We start from the raw sequence: 22,098 nt of genomic DNA, 5'->3' as shown, positions 1-22,098 counted from the left end.
AATAAAGGAATAATAGGATAGCGTTGATGAAGACCTTTTTAGTAACAGGTGGTGCTGGATTCATTGGTTCGGCAGTCGTACGTGAGTTAATAAAGAATACTGATTTTACGGTTGTTAACGTCGATAAACTTACATATGCAGGCAATCTAGAGTCCCTAACTGAGGTGTCAGATAACGAACGCTACACCTTTATACATTCGGATATAGTCGATGCAGCTACAATGGCTGAGGTGTTCAGAACGTATCAGCCAGATATCGTTATGCATCTTGCAGCTGAGAGTCATGTTGATCGTTCCATTGATGGACCTGCCGTGTTTATACAGACAAATATTGTAGGGACTTACACTCTGCTCGAATCGGCGCGGGCGTATTGGATGGATTTAAAGTGCTCTCACCCTGAAAAGGCAGAAGCGTTTAGATTTCATCATATCTCAACGGATGAAGTTTTTGGTGATTTGCATGGAACTGATGATCTTTTTGTCGAATCTACGCCTTATGCTCCAAGTTCGCCTTACTCTGCGAGTAAGGCGAGCTCTGATCATTTGGTACGCGCTTGGCAACGTACGTTTGGTTTGCCAACTGTAGTGACCAACTGTTCAAATAACTATGGCCCCTATCATTTCCCTGAAAAACTCATTCCTTTGATGATTCTAAATGCATTGGCTGGAAAACCATTGCCCGTGTATGGGGATGGTAAACAAATTCGCGACTGGTTGTATGTTGAAGATCATGCAAGGGCGTTGATTCGAGTAGCGTTAGCGGGTGATATTGGCGAAACCTACAACATCGGCGGCCATAACGAAAAGCAAAATATTCAAGTGGTTACGTTGTTGTGTGAACTGTTGGATGAGATGTGCCCGAAGTCCGAGCCCTATGCCAAGCAAATTACTTTTGTTCAAGATCGACCAGGACATGACGTGCGTTATGCCATAGATGCCAGCAAAATAGCGCGTGAACTTGGGTGGACACCGCAAGAAACCTTTGAAACAGGTTTGCGAAAAACAGTTGAGTGGTATCTGAATAACACGGAATGGTGGCAGAGAGTGCTTGATGGGCGTTATCAAGGGGAGCGTTTAGGTATTTCAGGACATTAATCATGGCAAGCAATCGTATTTTAGTTTTAGGCGGAACTGGGCAAGTAGGATTTGAATTGGTTCGTGCGTTTTCATTGCTTGGCGATGTCAGAGCGCCTTCGCGTATAGAATTGGATTTAACGTCTGAATTAGCAGTTTCTAACTTTTTGGATCAGTTCCAACCTAGTTTAATTCTTAACGCCGCAGCTTATACGGCAGTTGATAAGGCTGAATCAGAGCCAGTTCTTGCAGATCGACTTAACCATCTATTGCCCGCTCAGCTTTCAAATTGGTCTGCAAAACATTCAGCTAAGTTGGTGCATTACTCCTCTGACTATGTTTATCCAGGGAATGGGCGCCATGCTTGGATAGAAACTGATTTAACAGCACCCTGTAATGAGTATGGGCGGACCAAGCTAAAAGGTGATCAGGCAGTGGAGTCATCTGGCTGTATGTATTTGATATTTAGAACCAGTTGGGTGTATTCGGCGCGTGGTCATAACTTTATGAAAACGATGCTTGCTTTAGGTAAAGAGAGGACATCACTTAAAGTTGTCTACGATCAAGTTGGTGCTCCTACTCCTGCACGTTTAATTGCTTTAGTGACGTTGCAAGCCTGTCTGAAGTCAGTTACTTCGGGTACTTATCACTTGGCTCCACGAGGAGAGGTGAGTTGGCATGGATTCGCACAAGCGATTTTTAAGTTTGCAGCAGTTGCAGGCATTAATTTAGCAATCACTCCTGATGCGGTTGAGCCAATACCATCCTCGGATTACCCAACTCCGGCCCAGCGCCCTCAAAATTCGCGTTTAAACCTTACACAGTTAGAATCAGCTCTGAATTGTGAATTACCCTCTTGGCAGTCACAGTTACAACTGACAATCGAGGAGTATTTGTTATGACTCAACAGCACAAAACGAAAGGGATTGTGCTTGCCGGTGGGTCGGGCACTCGATTACATCCGATTACGCTAGGCATATCTAAGCAGCTCTTACCTATTTATGATAAGCCAATGATTTACTATCCAATATCTGTCTTAATGCTATCCGGTATTCGAGAGATATTGATTATATCAACGCCGGATGATCTACCACAGTATCAAAAGCTATTGGGATCGGGCGAGCAGTTCGGAGTGCATTTTGAGTATGCCGTTCAGCCTAGTCCCGATGGTCTGGCACAGGCTTTTATTATCGGTGAAGAGTTTATTGGGATTGACTCAGTATGTTTGGTCTTGGGAGATAATATTTTCCATGGCCAGCGGTTTTCTGAACAGCTCAAGCGTGCAGTTTCTCGCGATACAGGTGCAACTGTTTTTGGTTATTTGGTTCAAGATCCAGAACGTTTTGGTGTGGTTGCCTTTGATGATGAAGGCAATGCGCTTTCGATCGAAGAAAAACCAGCACATCCAAAATCTAATTACGCTGTTACAGGCCTTTATTTTTACGATAATGACGTCGTTGAAATCGCTAAAGCTGTTAAGCCATCTGCTCGGGGTGAGGTAGAAATTACGAGCGTAAATAATGCTTACTTAGAGCGTGGTGATTTACGGGTTGAGCGTTTAGGTCGTGGCTTTGCTTGGTTAGACACGGGTACACACGATAGCCTGATAGAAGCCAGTACTTATGTTCAAACTATAGAACATCGTCAAGGTTTGAAGATTGCGTGCTTGCAAGAAATTGGATGGAATCAAGGCTGGATCAGTGATGATCAGTTAAAAGTTCAAGGGCAATCACTGAATAAAACCCAGTACGGGCAGTATTTGTTAAACTTGCTTAAAACTGCTGTTTGATTTGTATATTTTAAAGAATAAAAGACACTGCTGGAGTTGTGTATGCCGGAGTTGGTAGGTTCCATGTCGTTTGGGCAGTCCAAAGTCACCACCGAATTGCTAAAAATGATAGGCTGCAAAAATGATGGAGAGAGCGTTTCAGATTCGTTTGTCGAAAAAGTGGCAAAGTGCCAATCGACAGTAATTCTGTTATACCGCCCACTAAGCGCAAGTTTACAATTTGCTTTGAATCAGTCAAAAGAGCTTGAATCGGAACTGACGGCTTGGACGGATCAAGCTGTATGCATTCTAAAGCTTGCAAAGTCGTATCGAAAACACGTTTTGTTGTTTCAAGAAAAGTTAGTTTCTGAAAATCCAAAAGCATTCATCGGCCAATGTCAAGCAAAGGGTCTTATAGATCAGGCCTTTGATTTCGAGTCTACCTCTACCTCATCGAAAGTATCTTACGTCTATGATCTGGTAGCGGCTGAAATTAAGCGCCGCCATCCAGCTATTTCTCGATTGGAAAGTCAATTAGAGGCCCTATCTATACCGCTTACCGAAGATGTTGATCAAACTCCTTATGATCCATTAGAGGTACTGGCTGAGCATAAGCAGTTGAGGTCTAGACGTGACCAGTTAAAAAGAGAGCTTGTTCAGGCTCAGGAAAAGATAAGTTCATTATCCGATAAGAATGTGTCATTGAGTGATAAACTCAAGCAAGCAGAGTTGAATGTTAATACTAAAAGTAAAGACTTTCTAGCTTTAGAGCAGCAGCATAAGAAGCTTACTGCTGAGCATGAGAAACTAAAAAAACAGAAGTCTGATTTAGATAAAGCTTTAGAAAATGCTAAATCTGACTTGTTAGCTTCTCACTCGCTCGTCGAAATGAATAATCATTTGGTTTCTCAATTGAATAATAGAGTTGGGACCTTGGAGGGTGAGCTTTCCAATGGAAATAGTGAAAACGCAGCACTTCTTAATCAGTTACACATTGTTCAAGAAACACTCGAGTCGAAAATAGTAGCACTTAATGAAAGCTTAGATAAGAACAAAACGCTTTCAGCTTCTTTGAATACGTCAGAGACAGATCTAAAGACAAAGCAGAAGCGCGTTGAAGAGTTAAATAAAAAATTAAAGGCACTTGAGCTTAGTTCATCAGACTTACAAGAGCAAAATAAAACTGTATTGAAACAGTTAAGTGCAGCGAAAAATGAAGTTAAATCAATTTCTGATAAGAATAAGCTTTTACAAAGTGAACTGGATGCAGCGCATCAATACAGTAAGCGCCTTTCTGATCAAAAAAATAGATTGACTAAAGCGTTAAGCTCTGTTGAAGAAAAATTAACGGAAGTGACTGAAGCATGGTCTGTAAGTGACCTAGAGTCTGCTCGATTGTCGGAGTCATTGCTGGCTATGCAAAATGAAAAAAGCGCATGGCTAACTGAGAAAACTTTACTTCATAGTGAAAATCATTCACTTAAAAAAATGCAAGAAGAACAGCGTATTCTTAATACTAAACTTGAAGAGCAAAGGTGCAAACTGGCTGCGTTTGAGTCAGATAGCCAGAAACATCTTGAAAAGTTAAGAACCGTTGAAACTGCCTTAAAAGAGAAACAAAAGATAGTTGAAGACTTAGAACTTTCTTTGCAAAACGAAAAAAAATTAACCAAGGATCTTAGAACTTCAGTAGACTCTGGGTTTGTTAAAAGTGTTGTGTCTAATAATAGTACAGACCTAGATAAAGATTCCATAAGTTTAAAGAACGAGAATACGTACTTATTAGAACAGTTGCATTCAGTGCAAGAGGAGCTTAAAGGTTATTTTGTCAAGTATAGTGGTGCAGAAAAACAAGAAGATCGTTTTGTTGCTTGCTTGCCTTCGCTTTTAGCTTTGTTACGGAAGTATCCTTACACTCAGTTGTCCAGAAAAAATCAGATGCAAATTGCAAACACTTTATTTGATTCTAAATGGTATTTAAGTACTTACCTCGATGTTGCACAGAATCCAACGAGTGCGAAAGATCCTTTCTCTCATTTTTTACACCATGGTTTTTTTGAGGGACGAAATCCAAACGCCGATTTAAATACAATGGCTTTTATTCGATCATATCCTGAAGTTTTATCAAGTGATCGACACCCTTTGTTGTTATGTGTTGAGCGGCTGAACCAAAACTAATTGGTGTAATTAAACAGATTATATGAGTCAAGTTATGTCTAAAAATACCGCGAATAATGTCTCAGCGAAGAGTATCTCAAAAATTGGGAAAGTAGCTGAAGTGAATCAGCACCTAGTGCAGGTTAATGCGTTAAACAAAATTATTGCATCTAAAGACCAACAACTAAAAGCAGCCAATGAGCGTCTGACATGCCTAGAATTATCTTTAAGCGATAGCCAGTCGTATATTCAACAAATTCAAGAACAGCTAGAGCAGCAGCTGGATCAGCTCCAAGCGGCAAACACAAGACAACACGAAACCGCTCAGCAGTTGCAAGAGCGCTTTGATGAAGTGGCCAGCTTAACTGCGTTGATTCAGCAGCAAGAAACGCAACTCGCTAATTTGAAAAAGGAGCAGGCGGCGCTCAATAAAAAAGCGGATGCTCAGGCCCAAGAAATTAAAACGCTAACAGAGTCGAACAAGACACTTACTGCGCAATTACAGACAAAAGCCAAGCAAGAAAAAGCGCTAGTGCAGGATGCTGAGCAGTTTAAGAAGCAAAAACTAGCGGTAGAATCCAAGTTGAGTCAAGCTCAAGCAGCTTTAGAGCAAAGCAAAAAGTCAGCATCGACGGCCAATAAAAATAAAGAAACTGAAATTAAAGCCTATAAAAAACGGATTGCTGAGCTTGAATCCTCCGTGACCAAGCAATCGGCTAATTTGCTTGCTGAGCAAAAGCGGGCACAAAAACTGGAGCGCCAGTTAACCATTCAGAAGATCACTTACCAAAACCCGGCAGAGGACTATTCAAAGCTGGAGTCCTTGTTGGTGAATCATCGCGCCTTGATGGCAAAAATGCATAAAACGCCCGGTGAGTTAGAGTTAATCGAGGCCCACCGTGAAGTGATTGTCAGCAGCGATTTCTTTGATGCCAAATGGTACTTGACGACCTATCAAGACCTTGCTAAGAACCCAAAGGCGGCTAAAGATCCGGCGCGTCACTTTTTATTGCACGGTGGTTTGGAAGGCCGTAATCCGAGCCCAAAATTTGATTCTGAGTTTTATCTGGCCCAGTACCCAGATGTATTTGAGTCTGGCATGAATCCGTTACTTCATTATTTAGGGATAGGACAGTTCGAGAATCGATATGCCACTAAGCCCTAATCAGTTGCCGAAAGAGCTGCTTGATGTGCTGGTGTCAGAACAATTATTTGATGCGCAAGACTACATAAAACGCTACCCCGATGTGCTCAAGTCCGGACTTGAGCCCTTGGAGCATTTTTTAGGCTACGGTTGGTATTTAAACCGTCGCCCAAGTGCTGCGTTTGACCCCAAAGTGTACTTAGATCTTCATCCAGACGTTAAAGCAGCGGGTGTGAACCCTCTTTTTCATTATTTAAAAAACGGAATTAAGGAAAAACGAGCAACCAGTCGAGTATCCCCCGTGGCCTGTGATTTTTATCTCTGGCGTGGGCTGGATAGCCTGTATGTACCGATTTTACAAGCGTTGATTGAAGACGCCTCCATTGCGGATGACGTGAGGTCTGCATACGCAGTGGTGTTGTGTCGTTGGTGGGCGTATCAGCAAAATTGGACAGAAGTGTCGGTTGTGTTGAAGCAAGCCTTACCGCTGAACACGGGTGCAAATAGCCATTTATATATTCTTTTTTATGCCCAACTCTGCTTTGCAGAGCCCAAGCACTGGCAGGCCAAGACTCTAAAGGCGTGGTTAAGTAAGTCGCCATTTGTTCAGGTTGAAGCGTTTAATGTGAATTTGGCTCAGTCCAACCTTCTGGTATTGGATGAGTCTTTAAGTCCAAACGAACGAACCGCACAACGCTTAACGCTCATTAATCAGTGTTATCTAGAAAGTGGGTTAGCATTGATTTCATCAGATGCACCCGAGCTAAACTTGTCCGTACTTTCGACAAGCGTACCCAAGTGTTCAAGCATGGGGCTGCCATGGGTCTCTGTGATTGTGCCCGTGTTTAATTCGTCAGCCTATCTTGACGTCGCTGTGCGAAGTTTGGCAGCGCAAACTTGGCCGAATCTTGAGATCATTTTGATTGACGATGCCAGTACGGATGACAGTTTGGCCATTTGTCAGCGGCTGCAAGCGCAATATGCCTCCTCCACCTTACGTATAAAGGTGGAGGCAAATGCAACGAATCTAGGTGCCTATACGTCAAGAAACAAAGGCTTGGCATTGAGCACAGGCGATTACATAACGGTGCACGATGCAGATGACTGGTCGCATCCTCAAAAAATTGAGCTGCAGGTTATGGCCTTGCTTGACAATGCGTCGGCAAAGGGCAGTTTTTCGCATTGGGTCAGGTGCAACGATGATGTGATTTTTTCGCATTGGCGAACGGATCAGGGGTGGATTTATCGCAACACTTCATCTTTGTTGCTCGATCGATCGGTGTTTGAAGCACTGGGTTTTTGGGATCAGGTAACAGTCAATGCCGATACGGAATACTTGAACCGCATGCTTAAAGCCTTTGGCCCTAAAGCCTTGGTTGAGGTGTTGCCGGGTGTGCCGCTTGCATTGGGTCGCACAGAGCATGCATCCTTAACTCAAAATGAGACGACGCATCTCATTACTCAGTTCAATGGTCTCAGAAAGCTCTACCAAGATGCTGCCGCGCGTTGGCATCAGCGTGCATCCGCACCCCGCGATTTGTATATGCCACAAAACCCGGTTAAGCGTCCATTCTTGGCACCCAAAGACATGGTGTTGGATCAAACACGCCAAGCGGTTGAAACCTATCGAGCTGACGATGCATTGCAACAATCCGGCTGGTTTGATCCGGTTTGGTATGTGTATCGTTATCCCGAGGTGAGGGTACGTCCCCAAGACCCCTTCAGCCATTTTTGGAAGCAGGGGATCAATAAGGGGTATGATCCCGGGCCTTTATTGAGTCTGAGCGGTTATCAGTTCATTCAACGCAATATCTCTGAACGTCACTTCCCTTGGCAAAGGGAAACGTTCATGGATGAAAGCCAGCGGATGACCTTACCCTTGTACAGCAAGACTCGGGATTTAGTCTTAGACCAGACGACGCTCGTGATAGTTTGCAGCTCGTTAAGCCCCAATCAAGAGAGGCTAACAGGTTGGATAACCGATCTTAAACGTCGGGGCTGTCAGTTGGTGCTCTGTGTGCCTGACGGGCAGGATGTACCTTGGCTTGAATCGGTATTACCCAGCGTTGATCTTTTGGTGTTTCTTCCAGCCTTAGTTAAGACGGATGCGAGACAACAAGTGTCTTTGGCGGCGGTATTCAGACTAGTGGAGGCAAACGCTGGGCGGGTCGATCATCTTGTCTTGTTCGAGACGGTGCTGCCCCTTGATGTGTCTGAGATGTCGAGTGTTTGTGATACACTCTATTTGATAACGGAGAAGGCACCGATGGATTTTGTCGTATCTGGTGATGTGGCTGATCATCAAGCCTTATTGTCGTGGTGTCATGCATTGGATGTCACGTTTGTGACGTCTGATGAGGCCCGTGCGAGTTGGGTATATTTCGGCCCAGTGGTTTCCTCAGAAATGTTTTTGTCAAATTTAGATGCATGTGAGAGTTGAGGTTTTTATGCAAAATACGGACGTACCGCGCGAGGAGTATTTCAGGGTTAAGGCAGAGGCTGAAGAGTTGATGCAGCGTTTAATCCAAGCACATGCAAAAATCGAGGTTTTGCAGAGCCAAGGCCCTACGAATCCATCATCCGCATCAGCCCCTGCCACGACGCAAGCGGATCTAGCCAATACGCCTAAGCGAGTGGAAGAACAGCAGCGTTTATTTTTAGATACATCGCCCTTGTTGGCTGGTATGAGGAAAACGCAAGCTGAATTGACACATCGTATTCAGCAGCTTGAGTCTCAGTTGAAGCAAGAGCAGGTTCAAGTGAGCTGGTACCGCACGCTGGCGCTGAAAACACTGCGCGAGGTTTACCGTAAAAGCTGGAAATACAAGCGCGAGCTTAAGGATCAAATCAAGCAGTTGCGTGCATCTGACTACTTTGATGGTAAGTGGTATTTAGAGACCTATTCCGATGTAGCGTCGTCTCGTCTAGATCCTGTTATTCATTATTTAAAGTTTGGTGCATTGGAAGGGCGTAATCCCAGTGCACATTTTGATACGCTCTATTATATCCAGCAAAATCCCGATGTGGCGAAAGCCGGGCTGAACCCTTTACTGCACTTTATTCTGTATGGAATTAATGAAGGGCGTCGCCCCGCGGCCAATCAAAAGCTGCTACCCACCTCAAACGCCACAGCCTAACGGAGTCTTTGAAGATGCATTACGAACCGCTTAAGGTAAAGGATGTTGTGTTAATGACGCCGGCCGTGTTTGGTGACGAAAGGGGGTTCTTTATGGAAACCTTTCGTCATACCGAGTTTGTTAAGCACTGCGGTCAATACGAGTTTGTGCAAGATAACCACAGCAAGTCTAAAAAGGGCATCTTGCGTGGTTTGCATTATCAGCACCAGAACCCACAGGGCAAGTTAGTTCGGGTAACACGGGGTGAGGTGTATGATGTGGCGGTTGATTTACGCAAGTCATCGCCGACCTTTGGGCAATGGGTAGGGGTGCTGTTAAGCGAAGAGAATAAGCAAATGCTCTGGGTGCCGCCGGGGTTTGCTCATGGTTTTTATGTGACGAGCGATGAAGCCGAGTTTCAGTATAAGTGTACGGATTATTACGCGCCGGGTGATGAGTATTCCTTGGCGTGGAATGATGAAAGCTTGGCGATTGATTGGCCATTGGACGGTGAGCCAAGTTTGTCTGCAAAAGATGCGCAAGGGCTAGTATTCAGTGAGTGCCCTTTATTTGATTAGTGAGCTCAGTAGGAGCGATAGGATATGATTCATTTAGATTGCACACCGAGAGATGGTGGCTATTACAATGCATGGAATTTTTCACAAGAGGTGATAGAAGACTACCTTGAGTCCATGTTGGCAGTGGGTGTCAATGCCGTTGAACTGGGTTTACGATCCTTACTGAACAAAGGGTTCAAGGGCCCCAATGCCTATACAACGGATGCGTATTTACGTTCTTTAAAAGTGCCCAGCGGCCTTACATTGGCAGTGATGATTAATGCAGCGGAGATAGTTGGTGTTGAGGATCTTCCGTCGACCTTGCGCCGTTTATTTCCTGAAGGTGCAGCAACGTCACCTGTCAAACTGGTTAGGGTTGCCTGCCATATACATGAATTTGCTGCCGCTTTACCAGCGGTAAATTGGTTAAAAGAGCAAGGCTTCTTAGTCGGCTTTAACTTAATGCAAATTGCGGATCGTACAGAAGCCGAAGTAATCGAGTTGGCAAAGATCGCATCGGCCTATCCATTGGATGTGTTGTATTTTGCGGACAGCATGGGCAGCATGAAGCCTGCTGAGGTGGGCCGTATTATTGGCTGGCTTAAAACACACTGGAAGGGTGCGCTGGGTATTCACACACATGATAACCTTGGCTTGGCGTTGTCCAATACCTTGCAAGCAATTGATGATGGCGTGACTTGGGTTGATAGCACCATCACTGGAATGGGGCGTGGGCCTGGCAATGCACTGACAGAGCAGTTGTGTATTGAGTTGGCAGAGCGCTCAGGCAAGAAAATCAATTTAACACCTTTGATGAGTCTGATCGCGCGCGTGTTTAAGCCCATGCAAGCAGAGTGTGGGTGGGGAACCAATCCTTATTATTACCTAGCTGGCAAATACGGAATCCACCCGACCTACATCCAAGAGATGTTGCAAGATAGCCGTTACTGCGAAGTGGATATTTTATCTGTAATAGATCACCTTCGTGTTGAAGGCGGCAAAAAGTTCAGTCTGAATACCTTAGATGCGGCTCGTCACTTTTATCAAGGTGAACCCCGCGGACAGTGGCATCCTAGCGAGTTGTTTAAAGACCGCGAAGTGCTGTTGCTGGGGAGTGGGCCGGGTGTTGCAGCACATAAAGCGGCCTTGGAAGCCTATATTCAGCGCGAGAAACCTATTGTGTTGGCGTTAAATACGCAATCCAGTCTTCATCAAGACTTAATTGATGTGCGTGTAGCGTGTCATCCAACTCGGTTATTGGCTGACTGTGAGGCGCACCAATCCTTACCTCAGCCCTTGATTGCGCCCGCTTCTATGTTACCTGATGACGTGAAGACAGCCTTAAGCCATAAATCTTTATTGGATTTTGGCATGGGGGTGCAAGAGGCTAAGTTCGAGTTCAATGCCAATTACTGCGTCATTCCGTCATCAATTGTTGTGGTCTACGCACTGGCGGTGTTAACCAGTGGTGAAGCGAAGCGTATTCTGATGGCTGGGTTTGATGGTTACAGTGCAGATGACCCGCGTAGCAAAGAGATGGATCGTTTGTTAAATGCCTATTTAGCGGAGCCTTCGGCTGTAGATATGGTGGCGATTACGCCGACGCGCTATCCATTGCCGAGTATTTCAGTGTATGCCCTTTAAGGGCATCGATTAACTGTTTAGAGTCGAGAGATATTTCGTGAATCAAGCGATTAGTATTTACCTGCCACTGCGCAGTGGCAGTACGCGTGTTATCCATAAAAATACACGTCCTTTCACGCCGGATGGCCGCAGTCTCCTGCAGTTTAAGCTAGATGAGTTGGTGAAAATTCTCGACCATGTAGGTGAGTTGGTAGTATCCACGAATGATCCGTTGGTGTTGGAGCAGGTTGCGCCTTATACGAGCGATTCGCGCATTAAAATTGACCATCGCCCTGATCATTTGTGCACGTCAACGACCAAGGTTCAAGATTTGATTAACTATGTTCCCAGCGTTGTTTCGGGGCAGCATGTTTTCTGGTTGCACGTAACGGCACCCTTTTTTACAGCCCAGGATTATCTAACTGCTTTAGATGAGTACCAAGCGCAGGTGATTGACGGTGATTACGACTCTATTATGTCGGTGAATAAACTTCAGCAGTTTATTTGGGATGATAACCAGAAGAAAATCATCAACTGTGATCGCAGTGTCAATCCTTGGCCTAACACCCAAGATCTAGCGCCGCTCTATGAGATCAATCACGCGTTTTACATTAACAGTGTCGAGAACTACAAAGCGTTTCAAGATCGAATTGGGCGCAATCCGTGCTTGTTCATCACAGAGGGTGAAAAGTGCATTGATATTGATTGGGAGGCGGATTTTAAGTTGGCCCAGAATATGCTTGTTAGTTTGATGATGCAAACACAATAAGGCTATTTAAATGTATCAATCCTATGTGTTCGATTGTGATGGTGTGGTGCTCGACTCAAATAAAGTCAAAACCGATGCCTTTTACAAAACCGCCATCCCTTTTGGGGAAGAGGCGGCTAAGGCGTTGGTTGATTACCATGTCGCCAATGGCGGCATTTCACGCTATGTCAAATTTGCTAAGTTCATTGATGAAATGCTGCCGCCGACATCGACTAAACCTAATTTAGACGATCTGTTGGCGACCTATGCAAATGAAGTGATTGCGGGTTTGTTAAGTTGCCAAGTGGTGGAGGGGCTGCATGAACTGCGTGCCCTGAGTCCAGACAGTCGTTGGTTGATTGTATCGGGCGGGGATCAAGCCGAGTTGCGAGAGGTCTTTGCAGAGCGTGGCTTGGCTGAGCTCTTTAACGGTGGCATCTTTGGCAGCCCCGATACCAAGGACGACATTCTTAAGCGCGAGCTGTTGTCGGGGAATATTCAGCAGCCTGCGTTGTTTCTGGGCGACAGTCGTTATGACCATGTGGCCTCGTCCGCGGCGGGTTTGGATTTTGTCTTTATTACGCAATGGAGTGAGTTTCATGAATGGCCTTCGTATTGTGCGGAGCATCAGTTAAAAACCGTTGAAAGTTTAACTGAGCTGACGCAGAAAATTTTTTAAACCTTTATACACGACAGTCACTAGGGTGTGTTTTTAATGGATACGAATACAGGCGCATCGGCTTTTGCGCGCGGTAATGATTACTTAGCACAAAAAGACTTTGTGCTGGCTATTCGACACTACATGGAGTCGTTGCGTGAGACCCCTGTGATGCAAGAAGAGGCGATTTTTAGCCTCCGTTATGCGATAAAGCAACTGAAACGTGCTCCCGATCAGGCTGGGTTAGGTCAAGCGGTGTGGGTGGCTAAAGGCTCAGCGTCTGAGCCGATGGCAGAGGAGCTGCAGCGCCATCTAGACAGCCTTGCCAGTACGGACATTTGGGTTGATGCCAGTGGCGATCTAGACACTCTCTTTCCTAAGCTTACAGTCGCCGATCTAGAACGCTTGGTGTCACAGGTGTTGAGTCATCCATGTGCGCTTGTTGTGATGCTGGATGCCTCGCGTGATGCCTGTGTGATGGCGGGGCTTTATCAAGTAATCTGGGGCACATGTATTGTGGCCGACGTGCGGTTGCAGCCAGTCTTGTCAAATCCAGCGATCAGTCAAGCGTTATTGGCAGGTGAGAGTAAGGTAGTGCTTGCATCCTGTGTGGATCATTGGGTGAGTTTTAATTTTCATCAACATGTTCATTCTGCGGCGGAGTATCTGCCTTTAGCTGCTGCACCGAGTGTGAATGAAAGCACGCAACGCCGTTTCTTACACTACCGTCAGCTTGCCTTACATGAGCCTTCGTCTTATACACGTGAGATTCAAAGCCGCGTATTCAATGCACACTTGGCCCTGTTGCAAGCCGTTAGGTCACCTGAATCAGATGTCTTGCAGGCTTTGCGCGCTGACCTTTTACAGTCCGGCCCGTTGGATCGTTCGGTTGCATCGGCGCAAAAAGTTGCGGTGCTGGTGCATTATTATTATGAAGATATCTGGCAGGAGATTGCCGAGTATTTAGATCAAATAACCTCATCCTTTGATTTGTTTATTACAACGACCTCCAACGTAGGGGCAAAGGTTGTTGCGGATATTGCCAAGCGTTACCCCAGTGCCCGTGTGTTTGTGTCGCCCAACAAAGGCATGGACATAGTGCCCTTCTTGAATGTGATTCCCTTAATGGTGAATGAGGGCTATGTTGCCGTTTTAAAATTACAAACCAAGAAGGGTGACAGTCATCTTGCGACCATTTGGCGCGATGTGATGCTGAAGTCTTTAATTGGAAAAACCGCTCAGTTTGATCAAGTCGTGACCGCATTTAAACACGATCCTGATTTGGTGTGTGCAGGCCCAGCAACCTTGTTTCAGTCTGCCCCCCGGATCATGTATGAGAATTTGACCAACATACAGCGTTTGACGGAGCAGGTGTATGGGTGTGCCTATCCCGAAGGGGATTGGGGCTTTTTTGCCGGAACCATGTTTTGGGCAAGGCCGGAGTCCTTGCTTGCGTTAAGCCAAGTTGCGAACTTTACCAATCCCGAGTTGACTGACGACTATAAAGTGGATGGCAAGCTTGAGCACGCGATTGAGCGTTTTTTTGGTTTAGTACCTGTTTTAACCGAGTCTAAAATTGGTTTGTTGCAGCCGACGTCGACGGCGCTGGATGAGGTCGATTTGGTGTGTGTTGCACCGGGTCAGGCGGTCGGGCAGGCCGATATTGGTGCCTTGATGCGTCAGTATGAGCGTTTGCAAGCCGATTACGCATTGGTTCGGTCTTATGAGTTGTTTAATGCTCAACACTATTACGTGCAATGCCCTGAGCTCAAAGCGTCGCGCACCGATTTGATTGTGCATTATCTGTTAAGTGGCACCTACAAGGGCCTTTCACCGGATCAGGCTTTTTCACCTTCTCAATATCGGGCGCTGAATCAAGACGTCGTCAAAGCCTATGTAGAGCCCTATGTGCACTATTTGAAATCCGGTGCACGTGAAAAGCGCGCCTTATACAAGGAGCCTGCGGCACTGGAGGCCAATGCGGCACATTTACGCTATGCCGTACTGAATCAGCAGCTGATTTCCTGGCCGGATTTGGTGAGTAAAAAGTACGATCAGGATCTGGTTTCAATTGTGATTCCAGTATACAGCCAGCCTGAACTTACTGAAGACTGTATAAAGTCGTTAATTCAGTGTAAAAACAAGCGCCGATGTGAAGTGATTTTGGTGGACAATGGCAGTGATGCGGTCACCGCCGAGATCTTGCAACGTTATGCCCAAGAGTACGAGTGGATACATTGCGTCAGCAATGGTGAGAATATGAATTTTGCCTTGGGATGTAACCTTGGCTTCAATGCCGCGAAAGGCGAGCAGGTCATTTTCTTAAATAATGATACAACCCTAACCGACGGTTGGGTTGATCAGTTGGTTGCGCCCTTAAGCGATGCGTCGGTGGCGGCGGTTCAGCCTAAGTTGTTGTTCCCAGATAACACGATTCAATGTGCGGGTGTTGTCTTTAATGCCTGGAGCAGTTTGGGGTATCCCTTATACGCAGGCTTTGAGCCAGAGGGTAAAGAAGCTAACACACCGCGTGAGCTTCAGGCGATTACAGCGGCCTGTATTGCATTAAGGTCGCAGGATTTTGCCAAGCTAAAAGGCTTTGATCCTATTTTTGTTAATGGCCAAGAAGACGTGGATTTATGTTTACGCCTGACTCATGGCACGGGTAAGCATTGTTATTATCAACCAGAATCCTTGGTGTACCACCATGAGGGTAAGAGTCAGGGACGTGGCAAGTATGTCCTGCGCAACCGTCAAGTGTTTTTACGCCGTTGGGAAAGCCGTATTCGCGCCGATGATTTAGCCATTTATGCAGCGGATGGTTGGCAAGTACAAGGCTGGACACTTGATCTGCCTGAGAAAACCCAGCAGGGTCTTTCTATTTATCGTCCTGTGCTGGGGCATCAACCCGTTCAGCCAGTGTTTGCAGAGCCCTTTGTCGACTTTGCAACGCAAGATGAGGCAAGGCAAAAAGGGGCGAAGCTGGATACCGCCTTTAGCGGGCAGCGCGAAGTGAACCCTGATGCGCCCAGCGTGCTGGTGTGTGCGCATGCAGCGGGCGTGCATTTGTTCGGTGGCGAGCGTAGCTTTTTAGATATGCTGGATGCGCTGAACGCAATGCAGCTGAATGTAGTGGTGTCGGTGCCGGGTGTTCAGAATTTTGACTATCTGGCTGCGATTCAGGCGCGTGCCAGTGCCGTGTATTGTTTGCATTACCCGCATTGGAAAGAGTCGTTAGTCCCGGATCGCCGTTCGATTAATAAGTTTAAATCGATTATCCAGCATCATGGCATCGAGTTTGTGCATTGCAATACTATTATGCTGCGTGAGCCGATGCTGGCAGCGAGAGAGTTGTCGGTGACAACCTTTATGCATATTCGCGAGTTAATCAGCCAAGACACGGCGATTGCGAAGCACATTGGCCTATCAACCGATGCCATCATCGATAAGATGTATGAGCGCACGGATTACTTTATTGCAAACTCCAAGACCACGGCGCAGGATTTTACGCGTGGGCGCAATACCTTTATTGCACCGAATATTGTTCAGGTGGACACGCTGGATATTGCCAATTCGATCAAACCTGAGTGTATTGTGTTTGGTTTGATCAGCAGTAATCTCCCGAAAAAAGGCATTTACGAGTTTGCGGAGCTGGCTAAGCGTTGTGCGAAGTCTGCCCCCAATGCACGTTTTGCATTTGTTGGGCCGAAGTCGGGACCAGAGTGGACAAAGGATATTCAGGCATTAGAAGCGGCCGTTAAACGGGGTGAGCTACCCAATAACATTTTTTTTACCGGTTACAAAGCAACCCCTCTAGACGCCTTGCAAGAGGTGAATGTGGTGGTGAATCTGTCGCTGTTTGCGGAGTCCTTTGGGCGTTCGGTTGCGGAGGCGTTGGCAGCCAGACGGCCGGTGATTGTGTATGACAAGGGCGCTTTGGCTGAGTTGGTGCAGGAGGGGGTGTCCGGTTATGTTGTGCCCTTTAAGGATCTGGATGCTTTTGAGGCTAAGATCCTGTTGATGTGCCAACAGCCCGAGCGCTTAGCGGCCATGGGAGAGGCCGGGCGTCGTTTTATTGTCGAGCAGTATTCACCCAAGACGCTAATGCAACGTTTTAATGCTGCGTACTTAAGTGGTTATTGCCAGCGTATTGATGTGCGCCTTGCCCGCCATAGTGGAGGGGTGAATGGCGCGTTACTGGAGCGTACAGCAGCCCATAGCTCTTTCAGTTTGAAGACGTTTGTTGAGCCAACCACCATTATCATTCCTGTGTATAATGCGGTTAAAGAGACAGAGTCGTGTATTCGCAGTGTGCTGAGGCATACGGATCTTGATACAACTCGACTCTTAATTATCAATGATGGTAGCCCCGATGCGGCGGTGCGCCCTATGTTGGAGCAGTTTGAAGGACTGCCAAAGGTTCAGATTGTTCACAATGAGCAAAACATGGGGTACACGTGCACCATCAATAAAGCGATTCAGCTAGCCGGTCGGGACGATGTGTTGTTGCTGAACAGTGATGCCTATGTCACGCCGGGTTGGTTTACTGGTATGAGGATGGCGGCGGCCAGTGAGGAGAAGGTGGGCACGGTAACGGCCATGGGAAATCATTCCGGTGCGTTCTCGTTTCCGGTCCAGGGCGTTGAAAACCTGCCGCCACAGGGCTGTAGTTACGATGAGTTTGCCAGTACGATCACCTTGAATAATGCCTCAATTAAGCCTTTGGCCCTACCGACGGGCAATGGGTTTTGCATGCTGATTAAACGGTCTTTGTTGGATGAGATTGGCCTCTTTGATGAAGAGGCATTCCCTAGAGGCTATGGTGAGGAGAACGATTTTTGTATGAATGGATTCAAGTTAGGGTATAGCAATTTATTGTCTCCTTGGTCGTATGTGTTCCATGTGCGCAGTGCCTCTTTTAAGGGAGAAAAGGCGCAGTTGTTGGAGGCAGGGGCGCTGGCATTGGAGAAGAAACATCCTGACTATCCAACGTTAGTGGCAGCGGCGTTTTCAAGTGCTTCCATGCGAGCACTGAGACAGCATATTCATCAAACAGTAGGGGCCATCAACTCGAAATGGGTTGGTCGTAAAAGTGTTCAGCAATGAAGTGGTTTAAAAAATACAAGCTGCATAAAGCACGCAAAAGGATAGAAGCCTCGGGACTGTTTGATCCGCAATGGTATTTGCAAGAATACCCGGATGTGTCTGCGTCGGGTATGCATCCTTTGGTTCATTATATTAAGTTTGGTGTGAAGGAGGGGCGTTCACCGGGTGTCTTTTTTAATGAGGCATTTTGTGATGCGCATTCGACACCGAGTTCAAAGCTGTATCCGGTGTATTGCTATTTTAAGTATGGTTTGGATACGCCGGATGCGCCGGTTTCATCACCCGTCACTCCTCAGCTGAGGGCACTCAAAACGCCGGAATTTGAAGCGTCGATTAAGCCGTCAAAGTCTCAGGTATTACCTAAACAACCATCCTATGCGGCCTATTGTTTAGTATTGAATACAGCGGATGTGGTGAACTCTGATGTATCGGGATTGTCTCAGTGGGCCAATGAAGCACGTGTATTTGTTTTTGCGCCATTGGCCTTGGCTCCTGAAACAGTGGAGCGTTTGTGTCAGGTGTTACCTAAGGCTCGTTTTGTGTTTTCGGCGTCGGATAGCGTGAAGAGTTTTGCTGAGTTTATACCGGTCTTGATGAATGAAGGGATAGGTTGGTGTGCTCTAGCGGGCCTTGGTTCATTTCAGGAATTGAAACCGCTTGCCAAGAGTGAGGTGTTGAAGCGAGCGTTTGCATCAGAGATGGAAGGAGTTGGGTTTCAGTTAAATAAATCGAGTGCTGTTTCACAGCCATTAGGCTCGTTAAGTGCTCATCAGATGATACAAAAAGGAGTGATGTTTGTTGCTTTACATCCCACTTTAGGGGATTGGGTGCAGAACAGTGTGTGTGTTCGACGGGTCGACTCTGCGGGTAAAGAGGTTTTGTTTTCAGCAGAGAGGGTTAGTTTTAATTGGTATTCTGTCAAGCGTTAGTTCGACCTTGTCTTTTTATTAAGGTTTATATATGTCCAGTAAGTTAAGTCAAGCGTCAGTCAGCCAGGCCTTTTCGGCATTTAAGACATTTTTAGGTATTCAGCCGGCTGTTGCTGCTTCTGAGTTTGGTTTTGAAAAATTAGAAAAGAAAGATTATCCATTGCTTGCGGAGCAGTGGTGTGAGTCTGCTGAACTAATTGAGTATGAGAGTTTAAATGCATTTTTAGAAAGTGATTCTGCATCAAAAACGACGCAAGAGAGTCTTGAAGAGTTTGTGTTGAATTTTAAAAGTGAAGAGTTTGTTTCTAATTCAGTTGCGTCTGCTGTTGAGCATAATCAAATTCGATGTACGTTATCGCATTTAGATGCCCCGGCTATTTGTGATACGAGCTTTCATTCATCGGTGGTCAATCTACTCAAGTTTGATTATTCGGGTGGCCATTTTTTTGTATTTCAGTATGTCAGTTCGTATGACGCTGTGTATTTTCCTGAGTTTAAGTTATTTTTGCTGACGGGGCATGGCAGTAAGGTATTATTTTTTACTGAGCTGGTAAAAGCGTTTTTTGCTCAGTTGAAGGCGAGTGATGTCGATAAGCCCAAGAGGTTTGGTGGAGTTTTGACTGCGCATGGTCGTCCATCGCATACGTTTTATGATTGTTTGCCTGCGATGTTTCATTTGCATCGTAAAAAGCTCTTAAAGAAAATACCCTTTTTTGTGCAGTTGGAAGGGTATGATTATGTTCAGTTGCCGGCTGTTTTTTCTGAAATTACGCCTGAGCGGTCTGCCACCTTAAAGCCTGCTGAGTTTTCAAAGCGTATGGCGGCTGAGGACAGCTTTTATTTTCATGTCGGGTTGTTATTTAAGCAGCGTTTGCATTTAAAGTTGGTGAATGCGTTTGATAAGCATGTGGTCAAGGCGGCGCTGCATCAGCCATTTGATGCCGTTAAGTTTAAGGGTATTGATGATACGCTGTTGATTTGGTTTGGGGTGACGTCGCAGAAGCGCTCTTGGATTGAGCAGGTGGATGCCTGTGCTGCATTTGTGAATCATTTAGCGACAGAGTATTCCGATGTGGCGTTGGTGGTGGATGGTTGGACAAATCCGCATTCGCCACGTGCGTTGGATATAGAGGAGTCGGCTTCGGATCGTAAGTTAATTAAGCAGATTAAGTCTAAGCTGTCTAAGACTATTCCGGTGTATTCTGTGATTGGTGAGACGCCGTTTACTAAGTTGCAAGTGGCGAAGCGAGTTGCCTTTTTTATTGCAAATCAGATGACGGGGTCGATGTTGGTGTCTCGTTTTTGCGAGCGTCCGGGCATTACGCATATGAGTCAGGCATTTTTTAAAGATTCGGCGGCTCAGAGTGTGAATAAGCATGCGATTGCCTATCCGATAGAGAAGGTGAAGGATGCGGTTGAGGATCTTGATAAGCGTATGGATCAGGTGAGTTATTCAATCGCTGTGCCGGATTTTGTTGAGTTTGCAGACGGTGTATTCAAGAAGCAGTTTTCTTCGATTCAGGCGTATCTGTCTAAGCAGGATTTGGTTTCTTCTACCAAAACGGCGTTTGATTTGTTGACGAAGTTGGAGCCTAAAAAGGATTTGGTGTCGGATCAAGAGGCGGCGTATTGGCGTTCGACGGGTGATGATCCAATTTTTATGGTGTGTTCGACGTTGTTGCCTTTGATTAAGCCGGATACGTATGACTTTAATGTTGCGTTGGATTTTAAGTCTTTGGCGCCTAAGAAGAAGGGACGGGTGTTTTCGAAGGTGTATATTGATTATGGGCAGGGGTATTCTGAGCAGCAGGCGTTGGTTGTTGAGTTAAAGGAGGGGGTAGGGTCTGCTCAGTTTACGGTGGGTGGTAATGTGATGGGGGTTCGGTTCGACCCGACGGATTGTGAGGCGGTGTTTAGGATTGATCGTTTGCAGATTGTTCGGTGTTGATTGTAGTTTTTTGTGTGGGTTTATTTCTTGGTTGTGGGGGCTAGGCTAGGTTTGCTCCATTTTCGACATGCGTTTAGCTGTTTATTCCTTGGTTGTGGTGGCTAGGCAGTCCACCCATTCCTTCCAGAGAGACGCCGTGAATATGTCCCTATAGGCTTGAATGCCGCATCCATGCGGCATGCACTCTCTGAAAGAAATAGGTGAAGTGCCTTGCTGAGGCTTGCGGTGTTTTAGAGCAGCTGAGTTCTTTCAGCAGTATGTAGGGAGAAGTTTTAATACTAAAGAGCATCGTGAAACCTTGAGAGTTTTTATTTAGTGCATTGATAATAAAGTCAATATGTTGCCTTTAATCTAGAAGGAGTGCTGTTGACTTTGTAAGAGCGGAAGTCTTAGTAAAGTATTATGAAACTGGTTTGCATCCTTGCCGAGAATGCCGATTGAGCGAGTGACAGTGATAGACTTTAGTAATGCTAATTTTTTCAACGAAGGAAACTAAACCTAAATGGCAGATGCAGAGATACGCTGGATGCAGCGCTTTGATAATTTTAAGAGAGCTCACTTACAGTTTAAAAATGCGCTGCAATTAATGCGAGAACGATCTCTCAGTGATTTGGAGAAGCAGGGATTAATACAAGCGTTTGAGTTTACATATGAGCTGGCATGGAATCTTCTGCGTGACTATTTAATGTGGCAAGGTGATGCGAATCTTGCTGGTTCAAGAGATACCTTTAGAGAAGCATTTAAACGTGATCTTATTAAAGATGGCCATGCTTGGATGGCTATGCTGCAGGATAGAAATCGTACGGTTCATACGTATAACGAATCCACAGCGAATGAGATAATTTCACAGATTGAGCTAATCTATGCCGGACTCTTTAGTGAGCTAGAGCTTACTTTTAATCGTTTAAATATTTCTGATTGAAGGTAGATAGATGCATTTTGGACTCAACCAAGCTGATATTGATAAGCTATGCCATGTTTTTAGCAAGTATCCAAGCATAGATAAAGTGATTGTTTATGGCTCGCGAGCTAAGGGTACCTTCCGCGATAACTCAGATATTGATTTAACAATAGTCGGTGATTTGGACTGGCTTACCTTTAATGAGTTAGAAACAGAACTGGATGATTTACTACTTCCTTATACTCTTGATCTTTCTCTCTACGAGCAAATAGAGAATAAGGACTTGCGATACCATATCGATCACGTTGGACAAATATTTTTTGATCGGCAGGTATGATTCGTATGCTATGAAATTGACAAGACGGGTTGC

The 22,098-nt window shown here is 45.7% G+C and carries 16 protein-coding genes; all 16 read left to right on the top strand.

The annotated features are described in order from the left end of the window. Positions 1 to 26: 26 nt before the first annotated feature. The 16 genes from rfbB to F5971_RS14180 all read left to right on the top strand — a co-directional run bounded on the left by rfbB (position 27) and on the right by F5971_RS14180 (position 22,065). On the top strand, positions 27 to 1,094 hold the full coding sequence (gene rfbB / locus F5971_RS14255) for a dTDP-glucose 4,6-dehydratase (protein ID WP_036511671.1): 1,068 nt from the start codon (positions 27 to 29) through the stop codon (positions 1,092 to 1,094). Positions 1,095 to 1,096: 2 nt separating this feature from the next. Next, a complete protein-coding gene (gene rfbD, locus F5971_RS14250) occupies positions 1,097 to 1,975 on the top strand; it encodes a dTDP-4-dehydrorhamnose reductase (RefSeq protein ID WP_193495574.1) in 879 nt (292 codons plus the stop codon). Continuing rightward, the gene (gene rfbA, locus F5971_RS14245; protein ID WP_193495572.1) at positions 1,972 to 2,862 is read left to right on the top strand and encodes a glucose-1-phosphate thymidylyltransferase RfbA; all 891 of its coding nucleotides are present in this window, start codon (positions 1,972 to 1,974) and stop codon (positions 2,860 to 2,862) included. Before rfbD ends, rfbA begins: the two co-directional genes overlap by 4 nt. A 42-nt stretch (positions 2,863 to 2,904) precedes the next feature. Beyond that, a complete protein-coding gene (locus F5971_RS14240; protein WP_036511677.1) occupies positions 2,905 to 5,019 on the top strand; it encodes a hypothetical protein in 2,115 nt (704 codons plus the stop codon). Positions 5,020 to 5,053: 34 nt separating this feature from the next. Then, positions 5,054 to 6,163 (top strand): coiled-coil domain-containing protein, encoded by a 1,110-nt coding sequence (locus tag F5971_RS14235; RefSeq protein WP_193495570.1) that lies wholly within the window; start codon positions 5,054 to 5,056, stop codon positions 6,161 to 6,163. Beyond that, complete coding sequence (locus F5971_RS14230) at positions 6,147 to 8,582, top strand: glycosyltransferase family 2 protein (RefSeq protein WP_193495567.1); 2,436 nt, start codon at positions 6,147 to 6,149, stop codon at positions 8,580 to 8,582. The genes F5971_RS14235 and F5971_RS14230 overlap by 17 nt, the downstream gene beginning before the upstream one ends. A gap of 7 nt (positions 8,583 to 8,589) precedes the next feature. Further along, positions 8,590 to 9,279 (top strand): hypothetical protein, encoded by a 690-nt coding sequence (locus F5971_RS14225; protein ID WP_081763843.1) that lies wholly within the window; start codon positions 8,590 to 8,592, stop codon positions 9,277 to 9,279. Between the two features lie 14 nt (positions 9,280 to 9,293). After that, positions 9,294 to 9,836 (top strand): dTDP-4-dehydrorhamnose 3,5-epimerase, encoded by a 543-nt coding sequence (rfbC, locus tag F5971_RS14220; protein WP_036511683.1) that lies wholly within the window; start codon positions 9,294 to 9,296, stop codon positions 9,834 to 9,836. Between the two features lie 24 nt (positions 9,837 to 9,860). After that, positions 9,861 to 11,459 carry an aldolase catalytic domain-containing protein gene (locus F5971_RS14215; RefSeq protein WP_036511685.1) on the top strand — a complete coding sequence of 533 codons (1,599 nt, stop codon included), beginning with the start codon at positions 9,861 to 9,863 and terminating at the stop codon, positions 11,457 to 11,459. 37 nt (positions 11,460 to 11,496) lie between these two features. Further along, entirely contained in the window at positions 11,497 to 12,207 is a 711-nt protein-coding gene (locus F5971_RS14210) for an acylneuraminate cytidylyltransferase family protein (RefSeq protein ID WP_036511687.1), read from the top strand. A 10-nt stretch (positions 12,208 to 12,217) separates the two neighbouring features. Next, positions 12,218 to 12,865, top strand: coding sequence for an HAD family hydrolase (locus F5971_RS14205; protein ID WP_036511689.1), 648 nt, complete (start codon positions 12,218 to 12,220; stop codon positions 12,863 to 12,865). 36 nt (positions 12,866 to 12,901) lie between these two features. Further along, positions 12,902 to 17,950: a glycosyltransferase gene (locus tag F5971_RS14200; protein WP_051514455.1), complete on the top strand. Its 5,049-nt coding sequence runs from the start codon at positions 12,902 to 12,904 to the stop codon at positions 17,948 to 17,950. Continuing rightward, positions 17,947 to 18,879 carry a hypothetical protein gene (locus tag F5971_RS14195; protein WP_193495565.1) on the top strand — a complete coding sequence of 311 codons (933 nt, stop codon included), beginning with the start codon at positions 17,947 to 17,949 and terminating at the stop codon, positions 18,877 to 18,879. Before F5971_RS14200 ends, F5971_RS14195 begins: the two co-directional genes overlap by 4 nt. Positions 18,880 to 18,910: 31 nt before the next feature. Further along, positions 18,911 to 20,827, top strand: coding sequence for a hypothetical protein (locus F5971_RS14190; protein ID WP_193495563.1), 1,917 nt, complete (start codon positions 18,911 to 18,913; stop codon positions 20,825 to 20,827). 502 nt (positions 20,828 to 21,329) lie between these two features. Continuing rightward, entirely contained in the window at positions 21,330 to 21,749 is a 420-nt protein-coding gene (locus F5971_RS14185) for a nucleotidyltransferase substrate binding protein (RefSeq protein WP_036508753.1), read from the top strand. A 10-nt stretch (positions 21,750 to 21,759) separates the two neighbouring features. After that, the gene (locus F5971_RS14180; RefSeq protein WP_193495561.1) at positions 21,760 to 22,065 is read left to right on the top strand and encodes a nucleotidyltransferase domain-containing protein; all 306 of its coding nucleotides are present in this window, start codon (positions 21,760 to 21,762) and stop codon (positions 22,063 to 22,065) included. Positions 22,066 to 22,098: the final 33 nt, after the last annotated feature.

The organism is Nitrincola alkalisediminis, assembly GCF_009821115.1.
Classification (GTDB): Bacteria; Pseudomonadota; Gammaproteobacteria; order Pseudomonadales; family Balneatricaceae; genus Nitrincola; species Nitrincola alkalisediminis.
The sequence above is the reverse complement of the archived record's forward strand: the minus strand, read 5'-3'. Positions and strand labels throughout refer to the sequence as shown.